The following is a 22,191-nucleotide window of genomic DNA, read 5'->3' on the forward strand; positions in this document are numbered from 1 at the left end:
ATCCCCTTTATCGCTCACGCGAGGGCCCCCTCCGGTCCTGTGGTCCCCCGTGACCGGCCTGGCCGGGGACCTTGGGCACCAGCAAGTCGGCGGCGGCGTGCTGGTAGCGCAGCACCGCCTGTTCCGCCACGCGCAGATCGCAGGGCGCGCTCCACAGCATGCGGCGCGCCGCGTCGTAGCGCTCCACGAGCAGCGGGTCTTCGGCGAGGCCGTGCCGGGCGACCTTCGCCTTGTACGCGTCGAGCCGGCCGCGCAGCTCCGCGCGGACCGCGAGCGGCGCGGTGACGGCCGTCAACGACTCGCGGGCCCTGAGGAGTTCGTCCTCGGCCCGCTGCTCCAGGGACTCCAGCAGCGGCGAGAGGCGATGCCACTGCGCGTGTCTGCGGTATTCGGCGGCCGTCGCCAGCTGCTCCTGCAGCGCGGTCGGCGGGCCGCTGACCGCGGGCACCTCCGACGCGGCGATCTTCGCCAGCACCTCACCGCGCGCGGAGCGCGCCTCGGCAAGCGTGCGGTCCGCGCGCGAGAGCACATCCCGCAGCTTCACCAGCCGTGTCTCCGCGTCCTGCCTCACGCTCAGCACCGCGTCGATCTCGCGGCGCACCTCGTCCAGGGCGCGCGCCTCCCGGTCGTAGCGCGTGGTGTCGGGACGGCCGCCGCCCGGCGCCGAACTGCCCTGCGCGGGCAGCCAGAACGCCAGCGGATCGGACACCACCTGCTCCCGCAGGGACGTCAGCGTGCGCGTGATCCGCTCCAGGTCGTCGCCCGCCGGGTGCTCCCCGGGGCGTACGCCCACGGAGTGCGCGAGCTGGCGGGTGCGCTGCAGCTCCGCGGCCAGCAGGTCGATCCGTGCGGGCAGCGCCGACCACACGGCGTCGGCCGCCACGACCATGTCGAGCGACTGCGCGTACAACTCGTTCATACGCTCCACGAGTTCGACGAGGGTGAAGCGCTCACTGAGCTTTCCCGTGCCGGCCATGGTGGGCGCGGAGGCCGTCGCGGCGGCGCTGCCCGCCACCGTGACGCTCTCGCCGCGCAGCAGCTCCGTCAGCTCCACCAGGTCGTCGCGGTTCGGCCAGCGCCTGCGGGAGCGCACGTCACGCGCAGAGCGCAACGCGTCCGCGTACGCGTCGAAGTACGTCCACAGGAGCGAGATCGACGCCTCGGTGGCCGTCCAGCGCTCCCGGGTCGTGCCCGTGAGCTCGGCGCCTTCGAGGAGTCTGCGGCCCGCGTGGTCCTGCAGGGCGAGGAGCGAGGTCTCGATGGCCTCGTGCTCCGCGCCGAGCCGCGCCAGCGCACGGTCCACCTCGTCCCGGTCCATTACCGGCCCGGAGGGTCCCGCGACGCCCATCGATCACCTCTCGCTCTCAGTCGTTCCCTGTGCGCGTCCCCCCGCGCTCCGGGCAACTCTCCAGTGGTATCAGGTTGGTGGTATCAGGTTGGCCGCCGGAACCCGGGCTCCGGCTACTTGTACTTGACGGGCGGTGGTACCGCCGATTTCTTGATGGTCGGCTTGAGCCACTTGTCGTACGACTGCTGCCAGCCGTCCTTGCGGTAGTCCACCAGTACTTGGTTGACCCGGCGCACCAGGTCGTCGGCGCCGAGTTTCATGGCCACCCCGTAGAACTCGGTGGTGAACGGCTCCCCCTTGAGCTCGACCGTCGGGTCCTGCGCGGCCTGGCTCGCGGCGAGCGCGCCGTCGGTCACCACGGCGTCGACCTCACCGAGCTGGAGCCTCACCAGACAGTCGAGCTGGTTGGGCACGGTGGTCTTGATGTCGGCGGAGGCGACCAGCTTGCCTGCCTTCTTGTCCACCTCCAGGGCCGCCAGGGCGGTGGAGCCCTTCGCCGTGCAGATCTCCTTGTTCGCCAAGGACGCGTCGTACCCCTTGATGTCCGAGGTCCTCGGGGCGAGGACCTGCTGACCGGTCTGGAAGTACGGCGAGGAGAAGGCGACTTGCTCGAGCCGGTCGCAGTTGATCGTCATCGTGCGGACCACCATGTCGACGCGGCCGTCCTGGATCGCCGGGATCCGCTCGTTGGTGGGGATGGCGCGGAACACGATCGCCTCCCGGTCGCCGAGGATCTCGCCCGCTATCGCGTGCGCGAGATCGATGTCGAAGCCCTCCAGCTCGCTGGTCTTCAAGTCGCTGTTCGGATCGCGGTAGCCCCAGCGGTAGCTGTTCTGGTCGACGCCCACCAGCAACTTGCCGCGTTCCCGGATTTTCTGGATCGTCTCGCCGTTCTGGTCGCCGGACGGCGCAAGGCTCTGGTCCTGCGGGTTGGTGCACTCCTCGGCCTTGGTCTGCATGCCCCTGGCCACGCCCTGGCCGCCGGTGCCCGTGCTGCCGTCCTCGCGGGACTGCGACAGCGGCAGCACCAGCGCGAAGACCGCCGTCAGGGCCAGGACGACCGCCATCGCGCCGACGCCGCCCCAGCCCTGCAGAGCGGCCCGCACACGTCGTGCCCTCATCGTCATGCCCCCTCTCACCGGTACTCCGACAACCGGCGCCCGATACCGAGCACCGCACCCGAGGCACCCAGCACCGCGAGCACCGCGGCACCCACCGGAAGCCCCGTCATCGCGCCCTTGCCGTCCGCGGCCGCCACCTCGAACTCGCCCTGCTCATGGTGGAGCGCCTTGTCGAGATCTTTGTCCACGTTGTCAAAGCACTCGCCCGTCGGCTTGTCGTCCTTGGAGCCGACCACCTTGTCCAGCGCGCCCTGGTAGTCGCCCGAGTCGTCAGCCTTGCGGGCTTCCTTGTGCCGGTCCTGCCAGACCTGCATATTGGCCGTCGCGCCCTTCACCGGGGACTCGCCCGCACTGTCGTCGGCGAGGTTCTCGGCGGCGGCCAGCTTGGCGGAGAGGTCCTTCATCTGCGCCTGGTAGTCGTTGTCGTACGCGTCCACGACCTCGCCGTCGACCTCCTTGGTCTCGGCGCCCCGGCTCACCAGCGTCAGGGTCTCGTTGCCGCGTGCCTTGAGGGAGGCGATCCGGGCGTCGTTCAGCACGTTCAGCGACCGTACCCCGTGGTCGTACGAGTCGTTCAGCCCTGCCTTGGCGAAGCTGTGGCCGACCACCAGCCAGAGCAGCACCACCGTGGAGGCGGCGGTCGCGGTGACCATGCCGTGGTTCAGCACCCGGTTCGTCCGCTGGAAATTGCGCCGCTGGGCCCAGACGAGGCCGCCGATCGCCACGACGCCGGCGCCGATCGCTATCCACGGATAGGGCGTCGCGGCATCGTAGTCGGAACGCAGCCGCTGGTTCTCCATCTTGTAGAGATCCTCGGCGTCCTTGAGCATGACCTGCATCTTCGCGTTGGCGTATCGCAGGTAGGCGCCGCCGAGCGGGTAGCCCTGCCGGTTGTTGGACCGGGCTCGCTCGATGAGGCCCTTGTACTCGGGCAGCCGCTTGTTCAGCCGGGTGATGGTCTCCGCCGACTTGGAGCCCGGCTCGGAGTTGGCCGCCGCGTTGACCAGCCTGTCCGCGGCCGTGCTGATGCCCTGCTCGTACTCCTGGCGGGACTCGGCGGTTTCCTGGCCGCCCGCGAGGAAGCCGCTGGAGGCCGCGGTGTTGGCGGTGGCGAGCGAGCGGTAGATGAGCGCGGCGTCGGCGCTCAGCGGCTGACTGCTGTTCAGCACGTCGTCCGCGGCGGCCGAACGCTCCGTCATCTGCCAGGCCGTCATCGCGCCGAACACCATGAGGAGCAGGGCCAGCACGGCACCGATGATGCGCAGCCGCCCCGGCTCCGTCGTCGCCGCGGCACGCAACTGGTCGATGCCTTCCGCCCAGGCCGTACGGCGCGGGGGCGTCGGGGCGGGCCCGCCGGGCACGGCAGGGCCGGGCTGCGCGGCGGGTGCAGCCGGTGGCAGCGCGACCGGTGGCCCGGGCTGCGGCGGCATGGCGGGCATCGTGGGCGGTCCCGCGCCAGGTGGCGCCGAGCCGCCGTTCGGCGTGTATGTCACTTGACCTCCCCCATGGTCATCCCTCCGTCACGTCCGCCCGCACGTCAGGACGCACGGGAAGAAGTGCACGGCCGCAAGTATCCCCGCCGGGACTGACATCCGCACAGGCCCTGACTGGATCTTGTTCGTATCGCAGTGCAATCCGTACCGCAGCGCAACCATGAATACGCCATCCAGAACCCTACGGTTCCCGGCGTGAGCCCTCGTAATGCGCCCGCACGCGCGCGTGCACCCCGTCAGGCGCCGCCACGTGGTCGAGGCCGAGCAGCGCGGCGCCCAGGACCGGGCTCGCGGTGACCACTCGGGGTACGGCCTTGGGGGCGCGTTCGGCCAGCAGTTCCCTTATCCGGTCGTCGAGTTGGGGGTGTCGGGCCGCCAGGATGCTGCCGCCGAGAAGTACGGGGGCGTCCTCGTCGAGCAGTTCCAGTCGGGACAGGGCGACGCTCGCCATGACCGCCACCTCCTCCGCGAGCCGGTGGACGAGCGCGCAGGCCACCGGGTCGCCGGCCGCTGCCGTGGCGAACAGGACCGGCGTCAGTTCGTGACGCCGTTCGTGCCCCAGGTGCCTGAGGTGGAACGCCTCGATCAGCGCGTACATGGAGTCGAGGCCGAAGTGGGCGGGCAGGGCGTGGGCCAGCACGGTCGGGCCGCCCCGGCCGTCCTCGGCGCGCGCCGCATGCCAGATGGCCTCCTCCGCCAGGCCCCCGCCGCCGCCCCAGTCACCGGAGAGGCGGCCGATGGCGGGGAAGCGGGCGATGCGTCCGTCGGGCCGCATGCCGACGCAGTTGATGCCCGCGCCGCACACCACCGCCACCCCGCGCGGCTCGGCGACTCCGGCGCGCAGGATCGCGAAGGTGTCATTGCGCACCTCGGTACTCGTGCCCCACGCGCGCGCGTGCAGCGCGGCGGCCAACTCCTCCTCCTCGACGGGGAGATCGGCGTTGGCGAGACACGCGGAGACATGGTCCACGGACGTGACGTCCGCCTCGGCGAAGGCCCGGTCGACAGCCTGAGCCAGGGTGTCAACGGCCTGCCGCACCCCGACCACGGGCGGCCGGAAACCGCCCGCGCGCGCCTCGGCGAGCACCCGCCCGTTCCGCGCGACGACGGCGACATCGGTCTTGCTGTTCCCCGCGTCGATGGCGAGAACACCCGCTCTCACGCCCACGCGAGGTGCTCCCGGTTGTGCGCGATCAGCTGATCGGTGAGGGTGTCGGCGTACGCGTACTGGCCGACCAGCGGATGCGCGAGCAGGGCGCGGAACACCCGGTCGCGGCCACCGAGCAGCGCGGCCTGAAGTGCCAGGTCCTCGTACGCGGTGACGTTCGCCATCAGGCCCGCGTACAGCGGATCCACCGACGGCACTGGCAGCGGAGTGGCCCCGCTGGATCCGACGGCCGCCTGGACCTCGATGACGGCGTCGTCCGGCAGGAAGGGCAGCGTCCCCTTGTTGTACGTGTTCACGACCTGGTACGGACTTCCCGCCCCGCCACCGAGCAGCGAGGCCGCCAGGCCGACGGCCGCCTCCGAGTAGTACGCCCCGCCCCGCTTGCCGAGCAGCGCCGGCTTCTCGGCGAGCTCCGGGTCGCCGTACATCTTCAGCAACTCGCCTTCCATCTCGGCCACTTCGGCGGCCCGCGACGGCTTGGTGTGCTGCTCTCGTACCACCTCGTCGTGCGCGTAGTAGTAGCGCAGGTAGTAGGAGGGGACGACGCCAAGGCGGTCGAGGACATGGCGGGGCAGGCGCAGATCGGCGGCGACGGCGTCGCCGTGCTCGGCGAGCAGCTTCGGCAGGACGTTCTCGCCCTCGGGACCTCCGAGTCGTACACCCGTCTCCCAGGTGAGGTGGTTGAGCCCGACGTGATCGAGGTGCATGTCCACGGGTGCGACGCCGAGCAGCCCGGCGAACTTCCGCTGGAAACCGATCGCCACATTGCACAGCCCGACCGCTTTGTGACCGGCTTCGAGCAGGGCACGGGTCACGATGCCGACCGGATTGGTGAAGTCGATGATCCAGGCGCCCGGATTCGTCCGCCGTACACGCTCCGCGATGTCCAGCACCACCGGCACCGTACGCAGGGCCTTCGCGAGACCGCCCGCACCGGTCGTCTCCTGCCCGACGCAGCCGCACTCCAGGGGCCAGGTCTCGTCCTGCTCGCGGGCGGCCTGTCCGCCGACGCGCAGTTGGAGCAGGACGGCGTCGGCTCCCTCGATGCCGGCGTCCAGGTCGGAGGTCGTGACGATCCGGCCGCCGTGCCCCTGCCTGGCGAAGATGCGCCGGGCCAAGCCGCCGACCAGCTCAAGCCGTTCGGCCGCCGGATCGACGAGCACCAGCTCCTCGACGGGCAGGGTGTCTCTCAACCGGGCGAAGCCGTCGATGAGTTCGGGGGTGTATGTCGAACCCCCGCCCACTACTGCCAGTTTCACGGTCGGTCAGCCCTTCACTCCGGTAAGCGTGACACCCTCGATGAACGCCTTCTGCGCGAAGAAGAACACGATGATCACGGGCGCCATGACCAGCAGGGTCGCGGCCATGGTCAGATTCCAGTTCGTATGGTGGTTGTCCTTGAACGACTCAAGGCCGTAACTGAGCGTCCAGGCCGCTGGATTGTCGCTCGCGTAGATCTGCGGGCCGAAGTAGTCGTTCCAGCAGTAAAAGAACTGGAACAGCGCTACGGCCGCGATCCCCGGCTTGGCCAGCGGCACCACGATCCGCAGCAGCGTGCGCAGCTCACCGCAGCCGTCGACCTTCGCCGCGTCCAGGTACTCGCCCGGAATGGTCAGCAGGAACTGGCGCAGCAGGAAGATGCTGAAGGCGTCGCCGAAGGCCATCGGGATGATCAGCGGCCACAGCGTGCCGGTCATGTGCATCTGCTTGGCCCAGAACAGGTACATCGGAACGATGATCACCTGCGGCGGCAGCATCATCGCGGAGATCACGAGCATCGTCGCGATCCGGCGCCCGCGGAAGCGGAACTTCGCCAGGGCGTACGCCACCGGAAGGCTGGAGACGACGGTGAAGAGGGTGCCCAGGCCCGCGTACATCAGAGTGTTGCGCCACCAGGTCAGAAAGCCGGGGGCGTTCCAGACGTTCGCGTAGTTGTCCCAGTTCCAGGACCTCGGCCACAGGGCGCTGGTCAGCGCCTGCCGATCGTCCATCAGGGACGTGAGCAGGATGAACACGAACGGCATGATGAAGAAGAGGGCAGCGGCGATGCCCAGGCAGTGCACGGCGATCCAGTGCAGCAGCGCCTTGCGACGGGCGGTACGGGCCGCGGAGCTCCGGCCGGCTGTACCGAGCGGGCCGACGGGTTTGGTGGGGGCAGGTGGGCGAGTGGTGACGGTGTGGGTCATGGGGATCAGTCCTCCACCGTGATCAGGCCGCCGCGGCGGCGCATCAGCAGCGCGGTGAATGCCATGGACAGAGCGAACAGCACCAGTGCGACCACGCAGGCGGAGCCGGTGTCGAAGCGCTGGAAGCCCAGGCTGTAGATGAGCTGGGGGAGGGTCAGCGTGGACTTCCCCGGGTAGCCGGGCTCGTAGATCTGGCCGGCCCCGGCGCCGATGACACCGCTGGCCGTCTTACCGGCGATGAGCGGCTGCGTGTAGTACTGCATCGTCTGGATCACGCCGGTGACCACGGCGAACAGCACGATGGGCGAGATGTTCGGCAGGGTGACGTACCGGAAGCGCTTCCAGGAGCCTGCCCCGTCCAGCTCGGCGGCCTCGTACTGCTCCTTGGGCACATCGAGCAGCGCGGCCATGAAGATGACCATGAGGTCGCCGATGCCCCACAGCGCGAGCAGCGTCAGCGCCGGCTTGGACCAGGTCGGGTCGTTGAACCAGCCCGGCGTCGGCAGACCCAGGTCGCCGAGCACCTGGTTGACCGGGCCGGTGCCGGGATTGAGCAGAAAGGCGAAGGCGAGGGTCGCCGCCACGGGCGGGGCGAGATACGGCAGGTAGAAGAAGGTACGGAACACGCCCGCACCCGTCTTGATCTTCGTGATCAGCAGCCCGACGCCGAGCCCGAAGACGACCCGTGCCGCCACCATGATCACCACGAGCCACAGGGTGTTGCGCATCGCGGCCCAGAAGAACGGATAGTCCGTGAAGACGTACGTCCAGTTGGTCAGCCCGTTGAAGGTGGGCGGCTTGAAGCCGTCGTACTTCATGAAAGAGAAGTAGACGGTCGAGAGCAGCGGATAGACGAAGAAGACGCTGAAACCGATGAGCCAGGGGGAGAGGAACGCCAGCGTACGCAGCCCCTCCCGGCGGCGCTTCGAGCGAAGCGCCGCCGAGTGGCCGTGCAGGATCGTCATGGGGCTACTTCGCCTTGGCGATGTCGGTGTCGATCTGGCCGGCCACCTTCGCAAGGCCGGCGTCCAGATCCTTCACCTTGCCGGACTCGTAGTCGTACGCGAGGTTCTGCAGCGTCTCCTGGTACGCGCTGCCGTTGACCGCGGCGGGCGCGGTGTTGCTGTTCGGGTTCTGAGCGATCTTCACGAAGGCCTGCATCGTCGCGTCGTTCTCGAGCTTCGGGGACTCAAGTGCCGCGAAGGTCGAGGGGACGTTGTTGATGGCGTTGGCGAAGGAGACGACCGCGTCGGTGTCCGTGGTCATGTACTTCGCCAGCTCCCAGGCGGCGTTCTGCTTGCTGCTGGTGCTGGCGAGGCCGATGATCGTGCCGGTCAGGAAGCCCTTGCCGTAGGTGTCCGCCTGGTCGTCCGGGACCGGGAACGGCGCGACACCCACCTCGAAGTCCACGCCCGCGTCCTTCATCATCCCGCCGCGCCACTCGCCGTCGATGTTCATGGCGATCTGCCCGGTGTGCAGCGGGTTCTGGGCCGACCACTCGTCACCGAAGGTGGAGCGGTACTTCTCCAGCTTCTGGAAGCCGCCGAGCGACTTCACCATGTCCTGCTGCCAGGTCAGCAGCTCCTTGAACGCCGGATCCTTGGCGACGTTCGACTTGCCGTCGGCGGTGAAGTACTCCGGGCTCCACTGCGCCGCGAGGTGCGGGACGGTGACCTCGTAGCCGTGGAAGTTCGGCATGAAGCCCAGTTGCGAGTAACTGCCGCCCTTGCTCTTGGTCAGCTTGATCGCGGCGGCCTTGAACTCGGAGAGCGTCTTGGGCGGGGACGTGATGCCCGCCTCCTCGAACATCGTCTTGTTGTAGTAGAGCCCGTAGGCATCGCCGAGCAGCGGCAGTGCGCAGCGCGTCCCCTCGAACTGGGTGTAGTCCAGCATCGGCTTGGGGAAGGTCTTCGCGGTGTCGATCTTCGACTTCTCCAGGAATGGATCGAGGTCGGCGAAGACACCCGACGAACAGAACTTGCCGACGTTGCTGGTCTCCGGGGACGCCACCACGTCCGGTGCGTTCGAACCGCCCGCGCGCAGCGCCTGGTTCACCTTGTCGGCGTCGACGTTCCCGACGACCTTGACGTTGATGTTGGGGTGCGCCTTCTCGAAGGCCGCCACGTTCGCCTCGATCGCCTTGACCTCGTTGGGCGCGCTCCAGGGGTGCCAGAAGGTGATGGTGGACGGCTTGCTCGCGTCGTCGGTCGCACCGGACGTGCTGGAACCGGTGCAGGCCGTGGCGGTCAGGGCGAGCGCGGTGGCCGCGACGGCGAGACGTACGGGACTGATTCTGGGCATGACTGAACTCCTTGGGGCGTACGCGGGGAACTTTTGGGCGTGCGAAGGGAATTGGGCGTGCGTGGGGAGGGGAGAGGAGGGGCGGAGCCCGCGGATCAGGCGGTATGGATCAGGTGGTGTGGGCAGGCGGTACCGGTCCGGCAGTACGAGGCTGGGGGTACCGGTCAGGCAGTACAGGCAGTACAGGCAGTACAGGCAGTACAGGCAGTACGGGTCAGGGGGTGCGACCCGTGGTGTCGAAGACCTCGTCGCGGGTGGCCGCGAGGGCGGACTGCAGGGCGCCGGTCAGTACGGGGCTGTCGGGTGTCGTACTGAGGCGGATGGCGGGGCGGGGGACGGCCAGTTCGGCGAGCTCGGACTGGACGAGGGAGCGCAGGGGTTCGCCGCCGGCCGTGATCACCGCGCCGGCGAGGATGATCAGTTCGGGGTCGATCACCGCGACGACCGCGGCGAGTCCGGTGGCGAGCCGGGTGGCGAACTCGGTGAGCACGGCCTGCCCCGGTCCGGGGCTCTCGGCCGTATGGGCCGCTTCGGCGACCACCGCGGCGGCCTTCTCGGTGAGGGTGCCACCGCCGCTGCCCGGTGGGACCGCCAGTCCGTGTTCGCGTGCCAGGCGCAACACGGTCCGGCGACCGGCCAGTTCCTCGAAACCGCCGGAGTTGCTCCGGGCGACATTGCGTACGAGCGGGGCTCCCGGCAACGGGAGGAAGGCGACTTCGCCGGCGCCTCCGGTGGCGCCCCGGTGCAGCCGGCCGCCGATCACGACCGCGGCGCCGAAGCCCCGTTCTCCCCAGAGCAGGGTGAAGTTCTCGCAGCCGCGCGCTTCGCCGATGCGCTGCTCGGCGATGGCGGCGAGGTTGACGTCGTTCTCCACTTCGAAGGGGATGGGGCCGAGCGCGGCGGCCATGTCTTCCAGCAGCCGGGGCGAGTGCCAGCCGTGCAGGTGGCTGGCGTAACGCAGGTTGCCGGTGGCGGGGTCGAAGGCGCCCTGCGTACCGATCACGACCCGGTGCACGTCGGCCCGGTGCAGCCCGGCGTCCTTGACCGCGCCGTCCAGGGCCAGCAGTACGCGGTCGATGGCGCCCTGTGCGCTGCGGCCGGGGGTCGGCAGTTCGAACCGTCCGACGGTCTCGCCGGTGATGTCGGCGATCGCGGCGCGGATTCCGGTGGGGGTGACGTCGAGGCCCGCGACCCGGGCGGCGGCGGGGTTCACCGCGTACAACTGGGCGTTGGGCCCCGGCCGCCCCTCACTGGTGCCGGTCACGACGACGAGACCGGCGGCTTCCAGCCGGGCGAGGAGCTGCGAGGCGGTCGGCTTGGACAGGCCGGTGAGGTTGCCGATCCTGGTCCGCGACAGCGTCCCGTGCTCCAGCAGCAGATCGAGAGCGGCCCGGTCGTTCATGGCGCGCAGGACACGCGGGGTGCCCGGGGTACCGGCGGATCCTGCCATCGCTGTCGTCACCTGCCCTTCCGTTTGGCCAGCTTCTCAGCGATCTCGTGCAGGCGTCCATGCGGGACCTTGCCCGAATCACTGTTAGGAAACTTTCCTATTGGTTGAGGAAGGTAGGCCTTCGGCCACGGAAGCGTCAATACCAGCCACTGCCAGGCAACAAAGTCGTTACGTGGGGCTGTACGGCTAGGGTCGGCCCATGGCTGGCGAGGACGAAGCGCTTGTGGACCATGGCCTTCCGGACGACGCCCTTCTGGCGGAGCAGATGGCCTACTACCAGGCCAGAGCACCCGAGTACGACCGGGTCTATGCCGAGCGCGAGGACCTACGGAACCTGCTGGCCGCCACCGACGAACTCCCCATCTCCGGGGACGTGTTGGAGCTGGCCTGCGGAACCGGCCAGTGGACCGGCGCACTCGCCGAACGCGCCCGCTCGGTGACCGCGCTCGACGCGGCGGCGGAGACACTGGACATCGCGTGCGCCCGCGTCACGTCCCCCAACGTCCTGTTCACCCAGGCCGACGTCTTCACCTGGCACCCGTCCCGCCGCTACGACACGGTCTTCTTCGCATTCTGGCTCTCGCACGTCCCGCCGTCACGACTGCCCGCTTTCTGGAACACGGTCCGCGAGGCACTCGCCCCGCAAGGCAAGGCGATCTTCATCGACGAGGGCCCGTCCGAGGCCTGGCGCGAGGAATTTCTCGCGCCGCAGTCCGCTTCCGCGGTGGTGCGCCAACTGGACGACGGCAGCCGGCATCGCGTAGTGAAGGTCTTCCACGCCCCTGAGACGCTGACCGCCGATCTCGCCACCCTCGGCTGGTCGGCCGACGTCCGGCTGGTGGGCGGGAGCTTCATGGAATACCGCACGCCGGACGGGGTCGAAGATGAACAACATCCGGATGCTGACGGTGCCGCCGCTCCGCGGGCGCAGCTCCCGCATGTTGCGGTAAAGGTCCGCGGACAGCGGCGCCGTCCTCCTGAGGACGTTGCCCCGCGGTACCGCGGTGGCCTCACTCCTCCGGGGACGAGTGTGGCGGGGTCGGTGTGGATGCCGTGGCCGGTTGACGCAGCAGTTGTTCAATGAGGCGTTCCTTGGCCAGGGCAAGGTGGCGCCGGTAGGTGCCGTAGGGCACCCCCAGTCGCCGGGCGGCGGCCTTGTGGGTGCGCAAGGCCGTGATGTAGGTGGCGGTGAGAGCCTCGTGGGCTTTGACGCCCGCGGGGTCGATCTGTATCGCGTCGAGGGCGGTGGTGATGGCGCCGCGCAGGTCCGCGACCGGGTCGGGTGAGCCCGACGGCACGAGATGGGAGTGCAGCAGGACGCTGGTCGCGAATTCGCGTGGGGTCTGCCAGGTGCGCAGCGCCTCGAGCACGCCTTCCTCGAACGCGGCGCGCGGCAGCTGGTCGCCTGGGCCCCTCGTGGAGGCGGTTGCAGGCCATGTCGCTACGGGCGTGACCGCGGTGCGAGCCCGGTGTTGCACCCACTGTTCCACTGTTTGCCGTCGCCAGTCCCGGCCGAAGACGTGCTGTCGCAGGCCGCCGACGTCCACGGCCGCGACCTCCGGCATCCCGGCCTTGGCGAGGTAGCGTCCCCACCGGTCGGCGTCTTCGAAGACGGTGAAGGTCACCGCGCGTCCGTGGCTCGTCATCTCCTCGGCGATGGTGCGCCGGCTGATGAGTTCCATCAGGGGTGAGGGCCGCTGGTGCCCGCCGGGTTGCACCGCGAAGCGGCGGATGCCCAGGTGCTCGCCCGGTCCCAGGGGAGCGGCCGCCTCCACGAGGTCCCAGACTGCGGCGATCACCGGGTCTTCGGCGCGGTCCTCCGGCAGCGGTGCGTCCAGCCGCAGGATGGCCATGAACGAAACGGGTGCGGAAGAGCCCGCGTAGCGGTGGACGCGGAAGGCCTCCGGCTGGCGGCGCAGCCAGTGTGCGACCGCGGCTGCCGATGCCGGGCCCTCGGCCTCCTCGGTCATGCGCAGCACGCCGGGCACGTCTTCGGACCGGAGCGGAGTGTCCTCGATATGGGGGTGCGTCCGGTAGTTGTACAGATTGTCCGGGCCGCCCTGGTCGCGGAAGAGGAACATCCATTCCGCGACTCGTAAGAGCGCGTCGTCGGCGGTGGCGGAGCGCACGGCGTGCAGGCCGGCGAGCGAGATGCGGGCGCGGACGTCGTCGTAGCGCTCGGGGTCCCGCCAGCGCAGGTCGGCCTCGAGGGTCGCCCGCACCGCGTCGTGCGGGTGCAGCCCTTCAGGCGTGGCCTCGATGTAGGGCAGCTGGCGCAGCCAGGAGAACACCGTGTTGGTGTCCTGGTCACCCAGCACTTTGCGGAGCAGGGGCTCGCGGGTGACGTAGGCCTGCGCGACGACTTCGAGGGCGCGTCGGTGGACGGCGCCGGGCAGGTCGCCGACCAGCCGCTCGACCAGGGTCGTCAGGATGTCGCCGGTGGGGTACCACGGTGCGCCGGGTGCCGCGGCGGGCACGGAGGCGGCCAGCGAGAGGGCGAGCGGGCTGCCTCCGGCGAAGGCGACGAAGGCGCCGCGCTGCTCGGCGGGGACACCCCGGGCGGCGAGCAGGGCGTCGGACTGGGCGGCGTCGAGCGGCTGCACGGCCAGTGCGGTGAACAGTTGCGCCCATCCAGGGTCCAGCGACCATTCGGCGTCGGGGGCGGTCCTGCTGGCCACAACCACGATCGAATGGTCGGCGAGCCGGAGCAGGAAGGTTTCGCGCAGCCACGTCTCGAGGGGCTGGCACTGCTCGAAGGTGTCGATGAGCAGCACCGTGCCGGGTTCGGTGCACGCCGGGGCGGCGGCCTCCTCGAGTCGGCGCGGATCGGCGTCGAGGAACCGTGCGTCCACGTGCACCACGCGGCGGCCGGTGAGTTCCGCCTGCCGGGCGGCGTAGCGCACCAGCGAGGACTTGCCGATGCCACCGGGGCCGTGCAGGTACGCCACAAACGGCGCTTGCGCCGCGCCCGAGAGCATCCGGTCGAGCACCGCCCGCTCCGGCTCCCTGCCCACCAGCGCACCGGCTCGTGCCGCGGCCAGCCGGCCCGCCAGGCCCCTCGCACCCAATCCGGGCTCCTCTCGTCAGGCCCATCTTGCCGTCGAAGATCCTATTGATGAAGCGCTTTCGACGTGAGTAGCACCGAGCGCGGGGCAGCACCCGGGACGGAGAGCGCTGCTCGCATGTATGCAGCACCGACTCGACGTCGTCCGGGTGCTACGCCACGGTCCCTGTCCTCGGCGTGGCTCGTCGCTTCTTCCACTGGCCCCACGTCGAGCGGGACGTGTCGTGGTCCCTTCTGCGTGGCCTGGGTCGGATCCTTATGCTCCGCCTTTGCGGCGGCGAGGTGCGGCCGAGCGAGACGGCGTCGAGCGCATGTGGTCGCGCACCGGCGCCAGCAGGCCGGCGAGAGCCTTGACGTCGTCGCGCGAAAGCGGCTCGAACAGGAGGCCGCTGACTACCTCGACGTGACCCGGCAGCACCTTCGCAAGCAGCGCACGCCCGGCATCGGTGATGGTGACGGTGATGCTCCGCTCGTCGTCCGGCGAGGGAGCGCGGATGACCAGGCCCTTCTTCTCGAGCAGATCCACCTGGTATGTCAGGCCGCTGCGGCTGTAGACGACGCCGTCGGCCAGGTCGGTCATGCGGTGACTGCCCGTCGGCGAGTCCCCGAGGCGGGCCAGCAGCTGGAACTGCACATAGCTGAGATCGCCGGCCTCGCGCAGCTGCTGCTCGACGGCATGCCGGAGCAGGCTGGTCACCTCGATGAGGTCGAAGTAAGCGCGGAGCTGCACGGGGTCGAGCGACGGCGGTGAATCAGGCATGACCGAAGTCTACTGCTTCGAATTCGAAGAGTGTGGGGTGGCGACTTCCAGTTACCGCAGGCGGCGCTGGAACCGAACTTCTCCGCGTGTTTCGATGCCATCCCGGCCGGGTGTATTGAGCCGGACGCGAGGGTCTCACGGGTCTGATGTCGTGACCTCGTGCGCGCACGGTGTGGGCAGTGTTGGGCCCGGCTGAGCACCGCAGAACATGGAGATCGGGCAGTGATGCGGCGCAGGGTTGCGAGCAGAAGGACGGCGCCGCCGCCCACAGATCTCGAGGACCGGCCATGAACACCCCTTACCTCGCGCAACGTCGTCCGCGGCCCTCCCCGGTGACGGCACGACAGCCCGGCCGCGGGGAGGAAGCCATGAACACGATGTCGGGATGAACACCGCCGCGTGGAGCCCGGTGTCTCTGGCCGTCCTGTGCGCCGGCGTCGGCTACGGGCGCCCGACCCGCTTGCTCGCGGACTGGGTCGCGGAGGCTGTGTGCCGGTCACTGGCGGTCGGTGGTGCGCGCGCCGAGGTGGAGGTGCTGGAGCTGCACCGGCTGGCGGCCGACCTCGCCCAGCACTCCACCCACGACCGCGTCAGCCTCGACCTGCGGGAGGCGATCGCGGCGGTCGTGGCGGCCGACGGGCTCGTGGTGGCGACCCCGGTGCTCGCCGCCTCCCCGAGCGAGGTGCTCGACTTGTTCTTCGCCGTCCTCGGGGACGGTGTCCTCTCCGGCATGCCGGTGCTGCTGGCGCTCAACAGCGGCTCCCGCTGGCGGCCGCCGGACCTCGCGCAGGTGCTACGCAGGCGCCTGGCCGGCGTGCACGCCGACCCCGTGCCCACGGTCGTCGTCGCCGACCCCGCCGACTGGCCGGCCACGGCTCACAGCGACGCGGCACGACTGCGCGCCTGCATCGACCAAGCCGCCGCCGAACTCGCCGCGGCGATGCGCTCGCACCGGCAGTGACCGACAACACTTGCTTCGAATTCGAAGCAGAGGTATCGTCATTACAGTTGCTTCGAATTCGAAGCAACATCGACTGCAGTGAAGGTGAGAACCGAAATGAAGGCAGTACGTTTCCACGAGTACGGCGACCCCGACGTCCTGCGTTACGAGGACGTGGAGCAGCCCGTCCCCGGGGCCGGTGAGGTCCGGATCCGCGTCGCCGCGACGTCGTTCAACTCCGTCGACGGCAACATCCGCGGCGGCTTCATGCGCGGCCCCATCCCGGTGGTGCTGCCGCACACTCCCGGCATCGACGTCGCCGGCACCATCGACGCGCTGGGCGAGGGCGTGGACGGCATCGCGGTCGGTGACGACGTCATCGGCTTCCTGCCGATGGACGGGAACGGCGCCGCCGCGGAGTACGTCCTCGCGCCGGCCGAGGTCCTGACGCCGGCGCCCAAGAGCATCCCCCTGCCCGACGCCGCCGCACTGCCACTCGTGGGCCTCACCGCGTGGCAGGCGCTGTTCGACCACGGCAAGCTGACGGCCGGGCAACGCGTGCTGATCAACGGCGCCGGCGGAGCGGTCGGCGGCTACGCCGTGCAGCTGGCCAAGGGAGCCGGGGCCCACGTGATCGCCACGGCCAGCCCGCGCAGCAGCGAGGCGGTCACGTCGGCCGGCGCCGATGAGGTCATCGACCACACCACCACCGGCGTGAGCGCGGCGGTGACCGAGCCGGTCGACGTCGTCCTCAACCTCGCGCCGGTCGACCCGGCCGAGCTGGCCGCGCTCGTCACACTGGTCCGTCCGGGCGGGGTCGTGGTGAACACGACGGTATGGATGCCCGCGCCCTCCGACCAGGAGCGCGGCGTGCGCGGCATCGACCTGTTCGTCCGCAGTGACGCCGACCAGCTGTCGCAGCTGGTAGCGCTGATCGACCGCGGCGAGCTGCGCGTCGACGTCGCCGAGCGGGTGCCGCTGGCCGAGCTGCCGGCGCTCCACGCCCGGGCCGCCGAAAACGCGGTGCACGGCAAGGTCATCGTCGTCCCGCCCGTCGCCTGACGCCGATCCTCCACCGAAAGGAAAAGGCCATGGCACTGAGTTTGGATCCCGAAATCGCCGAGGCGCTGGCCCCGATGGCCGGCGCGATGGCGGACGCCACACCACCGGCCGTGGGGGACATCTCGGCGCGGCGCGCCATGTGGGAGCCGATCATCGGCGCCGCGGGAACGGCCCAGCCGGTCCCGGCCGACGTGAAGACCAGCGAGCACTACACGACCACCGGCGACGGCGCGCGGATCACCATGCGCTGGTACACCAAGGACGGCGCGGCGCCTCGCCCGGCCGTGCTGTTCTTCCACGGCGGCGGATACATCTTCGGCCACATCGACCTGTTCGACGGGCCGCTCGCCCGCTACGTCTCCGCCAGCGGCGTACCGATGCTGTCAGTCGAGTACCGCCGCGCCCCCGAGCACCCACCCCTTCCCGACCCCGCTCGAGGACGCCTACACCGCACTGCGCTGGCTGCACGAACACGCCGCCGATGAGGTTGAGGCAGCCGACACGGCGCTCGCGGTCCAGCCTGGTCAGGTCGGGAGCCGGGCTACGGCCTTGCGGTCGTCGAGGCCGTAGCGCTCGCACAGAGCGCGGATGCCGACGTCCGCATCGGCATCCAGCCGCGTTCCATCTTCACGATCTTCGAGTTGGTCGCGTCGAGGACATTGGCGGCCTGCTGCTGTGTCTTTCCGACGGCGTCGCGCAGTCGCAGCAGTTCCCCACCAAGCCGACGGCCCAGGACAGTTGACGCGCGATTTCCCGCTGGTGCACCCTGCGCCAGGCCGTGGCCACGGTCCCGCCGTCCCGGCTCCTCGAGTTCTTCGAGGACCTGCAGAAGGCGTTCGTGCGGGCCGGGACGAGGACAGCGTCGTACCGCTCCGGATGTTCTACCGGCAGTGGGGCGTCGTTGTTGAGATCGAGCGCCATCCGGAGACCGCCCGGCGACTCCACGCCGCTGAGCGGCGATCAGCAGCCCGGATCCGGCCGTGCGCGACCGTGCGATACGGGAGGCCGGTGACATCGCGCGCGCCGCGCAGCGCGAGGTCGCCGGTGGCTGACCGGCACTGTGGCGAAGCAGAAGCCGCCAGTGCCCCGACGACTCACCCGGCCTGCGCCGCACCATCCTCATGCGCGCCGACGCCGCCGCGGCCGCAGACCGGGCCCGCCGACTGGGGACCGTAGGTCCGGAGCCGTGGTCAGCCGACCAGAGCCGCGTCACTCTTGGGTACGGAGCCGGAAGCGGCGTGCATGCCGGCGTCCGCCTCCTTCACCCATCGCTCCAGGAGGGCCGCGAACTCGGCCGCTCTGACCCGCCAGTTCAGGCCGGCGAGGGCAACCTCACGACCCTGCCGAGCTGCGCGCGCTCGGAGCTCGGGGTCGCCACGCAGACGTCGTACGGCCTCCGCCGCGGCCGCCGGATCCTCGTACGGTACGACCAGTCCGCAGCCGTGCCGCTCGACCAGCTCCGACGCGAGCGGCGTGGGTGTGGTGACGACAGGCACACCGTGGGCCATGTACTCGACCACCTTGGTCGGGCGTGAGTGGCGGTAGTTGGGCTGGTCGTGCAGGAGGGAGAGGCCGGCCAGAGCGCCAGAAAGCCTGGCGAGCGCACGGTTGTTGGGCAGAAAGCCGTACCAGCGCAGGACTCCTTCCCGGTGGGCCTGCGTGAGTGCATCTCGTACGTCCGGGTTCGCCTCGCCGATCACCTCGACCCGCACGGCAGGTCCCAGCAGCCGTGCCGTTTCGATCATGTCCAGTACGCCGCGCGCCCGCGACAGGCGACCCAGATAGACGACGCGGTCGTCGCAGGGCGGCTCGGGCGGGAGAGGCGGTACGGTCGCGAAGTTCGGCACGACGGGCTGGACGTGGCGGAAGCGGGCCTGGTACGCGTCCTCGGCCAGCAGGAGCCGCAGATGCCGCTCCGCCAGCCGTTCGGCGGCCCGCACTCCCAGCCGCAGCGGTGGCCGCAGCACGCCCGGCACCCAGCGCTTCATGACGAGCGCCGCCGCCGTGTCCTCGTGCACGTCCCACACCGTCACCGGAGCCCGCCCGCCACGCCGCCAGCGGCGCATCGCGCCGGGCACAGCCAGCAGCAGTTCGGGGTCGTGCAGCAGCACCACGTCCGCCTCCGGCCCGCGCTCGGCCAGCAGCTTGCGGGCCGCGCGCAGCGCAGCGCGGCGGTCGCGGCCGGCGGCCCGGGGGAGGTCCACGCCCTCGATGCCCGGCCGCGGCGTCACCCCGTACGCCGTGAACGGCGCGGCGTACTCGATCTGGTGGCCGCGCTCCCGCAGGGCGGCGATCTGCCGGTGCAGGATCCGCGCATCCTCGGGGTGATGCACGATGGTGACGACGAGTACACGCATTCAAAGAACCTCATAACTCCCCGGCAGCCCAGGGACGTTGGAACGTGCCGCGGTGGATGGGGCGGTCTACAGGACTTCGACCCCGGGCTGGAAGATCCGCCCTCGGGTGTCGAACAGCAGGCGGGCCTCGTCGGCGAGCAACGGCAGGTCGTAGGCCGAGTGGTCCTGCAGCAGGATCGTCAGGTCGTGATCGCGTACGGCCGTCATGAGGTCGCAGACGCGGGGGACGGTCACCCCGTCGACGGTCCACAGCGGCACGTGCGGGTCATGGAAGGACACCTCGGCTTTCCGCCCTCGCAGCAGCCGGGCCACCGGCAGGGCCGGGGTCTCGCGCTGGTCCGCGACGTCGGGCTTGTAGGTGACGCCGAGCAGCAGCACCCGGGAGCCGTGCAGCGGCCGGCCGGCGGTGTTGAGGAGGTCCTGGGCGCGGCGTACGACGTACTCGGGCATCCGCCGGTTGATGTCCTGGGCGAGCTCGACGAAGCGGAAGTCGTAGCCGAGCGAGGAACGCACCTTGTACGACAGGTAGTTGGGGTCGATGGGGATGCAGTGCCCGCCCACTCCGGCGCTCGGCCGGAAGGCCTGGAAGCCGAACGGTTTGGTGTCCGCGCAGCGGATGGCGTCCCAGACGTCGACATTCAACTCGCGGCTGATGATGGCCAGTTCGTTGACGAGTGCGATGTTCACGTGCCGGTAGGTGTTCTCCAGCAGTTTGGCCATCTCGGCCTCGCGGGTGCCCTTGGCCTGGACGACCGTGTCGACGAGCTTTCCGTAGAAGGCGACCGCCTGGGCGGCGCACGACGGGGTGCAGCCGCCGACCACCTTGGGTGTCTCGCGCAGTCCGTGCGTGGTGTTGCCGGGGTCGATGCGCTCCGGTGAGAAGGCCAGTGCGAAGTCTTCGCCCGCCCGTAGCCCGGACTCCTCCAGTAGCGGCCGTACGATCTCCTCGGTGGTGCCCGGATAGGTGGTCGACTCCAGGACGACGAGTTGTCCGGGCCGCAGCCTGCTCGTGACCGCGCGGGCCGCGGAGGCCACCGCACTCAGGTCGGGTCCTCCGTCCCCGCTGAGCGGGGTCGGCACGCAGATCACCACGGTCTGCGCCCGGGCGAGGCAGGCGTCGTCCGTGCACGCCGTGAATCCCGCCTGCCGCATCCGGCGGACGTCCTCGTCCGACACGTCGTCTACGTGGGAGCGGCCGGCGTTGAGTCCCGCGACGACCCGGGGATCTCTGTCGAACCCCACGACTCTCAGGCCGACGGAGGCCGCCTCGCGCGCGAGCGGCAGTCCGACGTAACCGAGCCCGATCACTGCGAGTTCGACGCGGTCGTCGCGTTCTTCCTCCGCCAGTAGTGCACTCAATTCCCCGAGCGGTTCGGCCGGTGAGAGTTGCATAGCGATTCACTCCGCCTCAAGGCAGGTCCTGCCGGACGGCAGGACGTGATGGACCGAAGGTGCAAGACGGTGCGGCTGGGGGATCTGGGCGTCAGACGCATCCGAGACTGCGGTACGCCTCACGGGTCGTGGCCGCGACCCGTTTCCAGGTGCGTTCGCGCGCGACCAGCTCACGGGCGGCTGCTCCCCATTCGTTTCGTCGCTTTTGACAGTAAATAAGTTCTTCTAGATAATCTGCCCAGACACGGGATGATTGAGAATGAATCAGGAGACCACTCACTTCCGGCTCGACCAGTTCCCGCATGGCTGTGAGATCGCTGCTGACGACGGGAAGGCCGCTCGCCATCGCCTCGACCGGCTTGAGTGGGGTCACCAGACGGCATACGCGCTCGTCGGTGCGTGGCAGCGCAAAGACGTCCAACGCGGAGTAGTAATCGCGCACTTGGGAGTGCGGCACCCGACCGGTGAACAGAGCGACGCCGTCGTCGAGGCCCAGTCGGGCGGCAAGTCGCTGCAGCGCTGGGCGTTCCGGACCGTCGCCCACGATCAGCAGTCGTAGGGGTACTCCCCGGCGCCGCAACTCGGCACCCGCACGGAGCAACGTGCCGATGCCCTCGTGTGGCGTAAGACTGCTGACGGTGCCGACGACCAGGTCGTCCGAAGCGATGCCGAGCCGGGCACGCAGTGGCGCGCCGTCCGGCAGCGGAGCGAGGAATGTCTCGTCCACCGCGTTCGGTGAGATGAGGACCCGCTCCTCGGGCACCCCCCGCGCCACGATCTCGGCCTTCATCGCCGCGCCCAGCGTCAGCACCAGATCGGCCTCGCGCATGCAGTACGTCTCCAGATCGCGCCGGGTGCGGTAGGTCTCGTCGTCGCGGGAACGGCCCGGGGCCTGGGTCAGCCAGGTCTCCTCCAGGAAGCCCCGTACCTCGTAGACCACGGGCAGTGCGTAGCTCTCGCGCAGGGCCAGCGCCACACGCCCGTTGCCGTGGTCGGTCGCCGCGTGCAAGACGCTGGGCCGCAGCCGCTCCACCAGACCGCCGGCCAACTCGACGTTGCGGGCCAGCGCCGCGCTCTGCCCGTACGGCAGCACCAGCGGCAGCAGCCGGTGCTGCGGCACATCGCCCACGATGTGCAAGGGGCGGGCGTCCAGCACCCCCTGCGCGACCGGGAACCCCATGCGCGTCACGACGTGCGGATCGAGCCCTGCCGCCCGCTGTGCCTCGGTCAGCGCCTGGGTGCGCACGGTGTAGCCGGCGTGCTTGAACGGCAGCCCGTTGGTGACGAGGTGGAGCACCCGGCCCGGCACGGGCCGGATGGTCCGCCCGGCGGGTGCGGGTAGCCGCGCCGCGGAGGGCGTCGCGGTCGGTCCGGCCGTGCGGGCGCGGGCAGTGAGCCACCGCTCGAACCGGCGCAGTCGGCGTCGGGCAGCCGTCGGCAACAGACGCAAACCGAGCAGTATCGCCCGAACGGGGTCGTGGCGCAGCTCGGCCCAGGCCACCGATGCCGCAAGAATAAGTGCATATGGGATACGAAGTGACATATCGTA

The 22,191-nt window shown here is 70.0% G+C and carries 18 protein-coding genes; 4 read left to right on the plus strand and 14 right to left on the minus strand.

Going from position 1 to position 22,191, the window contains the following annotated elements; genetic code table 11:
• Positions 1-7: 7 nt before the first annotated feature.
• The 9 genes from ABD357_RS41535 to ABD357_RS41575 form a co-directional block, all read right to left on the minus strand.
• Positions 8-1,348 (minus strand): hypothetical protein, encoded by a 1,341-nt coding sequence (locus ABD357_RS41535; RefSeq protein WP_344396737.1) that lies wholly within the window; start codon positions 1,346-1,348, stop codon positions 8-10.
• Positions 1,349-1,461: 113 nt separating this feature from the next.
• A complete protein-coding gene (locus ABD357_RS41540; RefSeq protein ID WP_344396739.1) occupies positions 1,462-2,469 on the minus strand; it encodes a glutamate ABC transporter substrate-binding protein in 1,008 nt (335 codons plus the stop codon).
• A gap of 14 nt (positions 2,470-2,483) precedes the next feature.
• Positions 2,484-3,962, minus strand: coding sequence for a hypothetical protein (locus ABD357_RS41545; protein ID WP_344396740.1), 1,479 nt, complete (start codon positions 3,960-3,962; stop codon positions 2,484-2,486).
• A gap of 181 nt (positions 3,963-4,143) precedes the next feature.
• Complete coding sequence (locus ABD357_RS41550) at positions 4,144-5,130, minus strand: N-acetylglucosamine kinase (protein WP_344396741.1); 987 nt, start codon at positions 5,128-5,130, stop codon at positions 4,144-4,146.
• Positions 5,121-6,389 carry a 6-phospho-beta-glucosidase gene (locus ABD357_RS41555; RefSeq protein WP_344396743.1) on the minus strand — a complete coding sequence of 423 codons (1,269 nt, stop codon included), beginning with the start codon at positions 6,387-6,389 and terminating at the stop codon, positions 5,121-5,123. Before ABD357_RS41555 ends, ABD357_RS41550 begins: the two co-directional genes overlap by 10 nt.
• 6 nt (positions 6,390-6,395) lie before the next feature.
• Complete coding sequence (locus ABD357_RS41560; RefSeq protein WP_344396745.1) at positions 6,396-7,316, minus strand: carbohydrate ABC transporter permease; 921 nt, start codon at positions 7,314-7,316, stop codon at positions 6,396-6,398.
• Between the two features lie 5 nt (positions 7,317-7,321).
• A complete protein-coding gene (locus tag ABD357_RS41565; RefSeq protein WP_344396746.1) occupies positions 7,322-8,281 on the minus strand; it encodes a carbohydrate ABC transporter permease in 960 nt (319 codons plus the stop codon).
• Between the two features lie 4 nt (positions 8,282-8,285).
• Positions 8,286-9,617 (minus strand): ABC transporter substrate-binding protein, encoded by a 1,332-nt coding sequence (locus ABD357_RS41570; RefSeq protein ID WP_344396747.1) that lies wholly within the window; start codon positions 9,615-9,617, stop codon positions 8,286-8,288.
• A gap of 214 nt (positions 9,618-9,831) precedes the next feature.
• Positions 9,832-11,067, minus strand: a complete 1,236-nt coding sequence (locus tag ABD357_RS41575; protein WP_344396748.1) for an ROK family transcriptional regulator — start codon at positions 11,065-11,067, stop codon at positions 9,832-9,834.
• A gap of 199 nt (positions 11,068-11,266) precedes the next feature.
• Between ABD357_RS41575 and ABD357_RS41580 the strand changes: the two genes are divergently transcribed.
• Positions 11,267-12,151, plus strand: coding sequence for a class I SAM-dependent methyltransferase (locus tag ABD357_RS41580; protein ID WP_344396749.1), 885 nt, complete (start codon positions 11,267-11,269; stop codon positions 12,149-12,151).
• On the opposite strand, the gene ABD357_RS41585 is transcribed toward ABD357_RS41580, so the two are convergent.
• Together ABD357_RS41585 and ABD357_RS41590 are read right to left on the minus strand one after the other, a co-directional pair.
• The gene (locus tag ABD357_RS41585; protein ID WP_344396750.1) at positions 12,078-14,135 is read right to left on the minus strand and encodes an ATP-binding protein; all 2,058 of its coding nucleotides are present in this window, start codon (positions 14,133-14,135) and stop codon (positions 12,078-12,080) included. The two genes, ABD357_RS41580 and ABD357_RS41585, sit on opposite strands and share 74 nt — an antisense overlap.
• Positions 14,136-14,387: 252 nt before the next feature.
• Positions 14,388-14,891 carry a MarR family winged helix-turn-helix transcriptional regulator gene (locus tag ABD357_RS41590; RefSeq protein WP_344396751.1) on the minus strand — a complete coding sequence of 168 codons (504 nt, stop codon included), beginning with the start codon at positions 14,889-14,891 and terminating at the stop codon, positions 14,388-14,390.
• Between the two features lie 385 nt (positions 14,892-15,276).
• Between ABD357_RS41590 and ABD357_RS41595 the strand changes: the two genes are divergently transcribed.
• The 3 genes from ABD357_RS41595 to ABD357_RS41605 all read left to right on the plus strand — a co-directional run bounded on the left by ABD357_RS41595 (position 15,277) and on the right by ABD357_RS41605 (position 17,378).
• Positions 15,277-15,852: an NAD(P)H-dependent oxidoreductase gene (locus ABD357_RS41595; RefSeq protein ID WP_344396752.1), complete on the plus strand. Its 576-nt coding sequence runs from the start codon at positions 15,277-15,279 to the stop codon at positions 15,850-15,852.
• Between the two features lie 96 nt (positions 15,853-15,948).
• Positions 15,949-16,893, plus strand: coding sequence for an NADP-dependent oxidoreductase (locus ABD357_RS41600; protein WP_344396753.1), 945 nt, complete (start codon positions 15,949-15,951; stop codon positions 16,891-16,893).
• A 29-nt stretch (positions 16,894-16,922) separates the two neighbouring features.
• Positions 16,923-17,378, plus strand: a complete 456-nt coding sequence (locus ABD357_RS41605) for an alpha/beta hydrolase (protein WP_344396754.1) — start codon at positions 16,923-16,925, stop codon at positions 17,376-17,378.
• A gap of 705 nt (positions 17,379-18,083) precedes the next feature.
• Here the strand turns inward: ABD357_RS41605 and ABD357_RS41610 are convergent.
• The 3 genes from ABD357_RS41610 to ABD357_RS41620 all read right to left on the minus strand — a co-directional run bounded on the left by ABD357_RS41610 (position 18,084) and on the right by ABD357_RS41620 (position 22,185).
• Positions 18,084-19,250, minus strand: coding sequence for a glycosyltransferase (locus ABD357_RS41610; RefSeq protein WP_344396755.1), 1,167 nt, complete (start codon positions 19,248-19,250; stop codon positions 18,084-18,086).
• 66 nt (positions 19,251-19,316) lie between these two features.
• Positions 19,317-20,609, minus strand: coding sequence for a nucleotide sugar dehydrogenase (locus tag ABD357_RS41615; RefSeq protein WP_344396757.1), 1,293 nt, complete (start codon positions 20,607-20,609; stop codon positions 19,317-19,319).
• A 124-nt stretch (positions 20,610-20,733) separates the two neighbouring features.
• Complete coding sequence (locus tag ABD357_RS41620; protein WP_344396758.1) at positions 20,734-22,185, minus strand: glycosyltransferase; 1,452 nt, start codon at positions 22,183-22,185, stop codon at positions 20,734-20,736.
• Positions 22,186-22,191: the final 6 nt, after the last annotated feature.

This window comes from Streptomyces vastus (assembly GCF_039532825.1).
GTDB classification, from domain to species: Bacteria; Actinomycetota; Actinomycetes; order Streptomycetales; family Streptomycetaceae; genus Streptomyces; species Streptomyces vastus.

Excerpts from the sequence above, each read along its gene's own strand:
- ABD357_RS41595 (WP_344396752.1), top strand. The coding sequence starts at position 15,277 with ATGAACACCGCCGCGTGGAGCCCGGTGTCTCTGGCCGTCCTGTGCGCC.
- ABD357_RS41600 (WP_344396753.1), top strand. The coding sequence starts at position 15,949 with ATGAAGGCAGTACGTTTCCACGAGTACGGCGACCCCGACGTCCTGCGT.
- ABD357_RS41610 (WP_344396755.1), bottom strand. The coding sequence starts at position 19,250 with ATGCGTGTACTCGTCGTCACCATCGTGCATCACCCCGAGGATGCGCGG.
- ABD357_RS41540 (WP_344396739.1), bottom strand. The coding sequence starts at position 2,469 with ATGAGGGCACGACGTGTGCGGGCCGCTCTGCAGGGCTGGGGCGGCGTC.
- ABD357_RS41605 (WP_344396754.1), top strand. The coding sequence starts at position 16,923 with ATGGCACTGAGTTTGGATCCCGAAATCGCCGAGGCGCTGGCCCCGATG.
- ABD357_RS41560 (WP_344396745.1), bottom strand. The coding sequence starts at position 7,316 with ATGACCCACACCGTCACCACTCGCCCACCTGCCCCCACCAAACCCGTC.
- ABD357_RS41575 (WP_344396748.1), bottom strand. The coding sequence starts at position 11,067 with ATGGCAGGATCCGCCGGTACCCCGGGCACCCCGCGTGTCCTGCGCGCC.
- ABD357_RS41580 (WP_344396749.1), top strand. The coding sequence starts at position 11,267 with ATGGCTGGCGAGGACGAAGCGCTTGTGGACCATGGCCTTCCGGACGAC.
- ABD357_RS41570 (WP_344396747.1), bottom strand. The coding sequence starts at position 9,617 with ATGCCCAGAATCAGTCCCGTACGTCTCGCCGTCGCGGCCACCGCGCTC.
- ABD357_RS41590 (WP_344396751.1), bottom strand. The coding sequence starts at position 14,891 with ATGCCTGATTCACCGCCGTCGCTCGACCCCGTGCAGCTCCGCGCTTAC.
- ABD357_RS41620 (WP_344396758.1), bottom strand. The coding sequence starts at position 22,185 with ATGTCACTTCGTATCCCATATGCACTTATTCTTGCGGCATCGGTGGCC.
- ABD357_RS41565 (WP_344396746.1), bottom strand. The coding sequence starts at position 8,281 with ATGACGATCCTGCACGGCCACTCGGCGGCGCTTCGCTCGAAGCGCCGC.
- ABD357_RS41535 (WP_344396737.1), bottom strand. The coding sequence starts at position 1,348 with ATGGGCGTCGCGGGACCCTCCGGGCCGGTAATGGACCGGGACGAGGTG.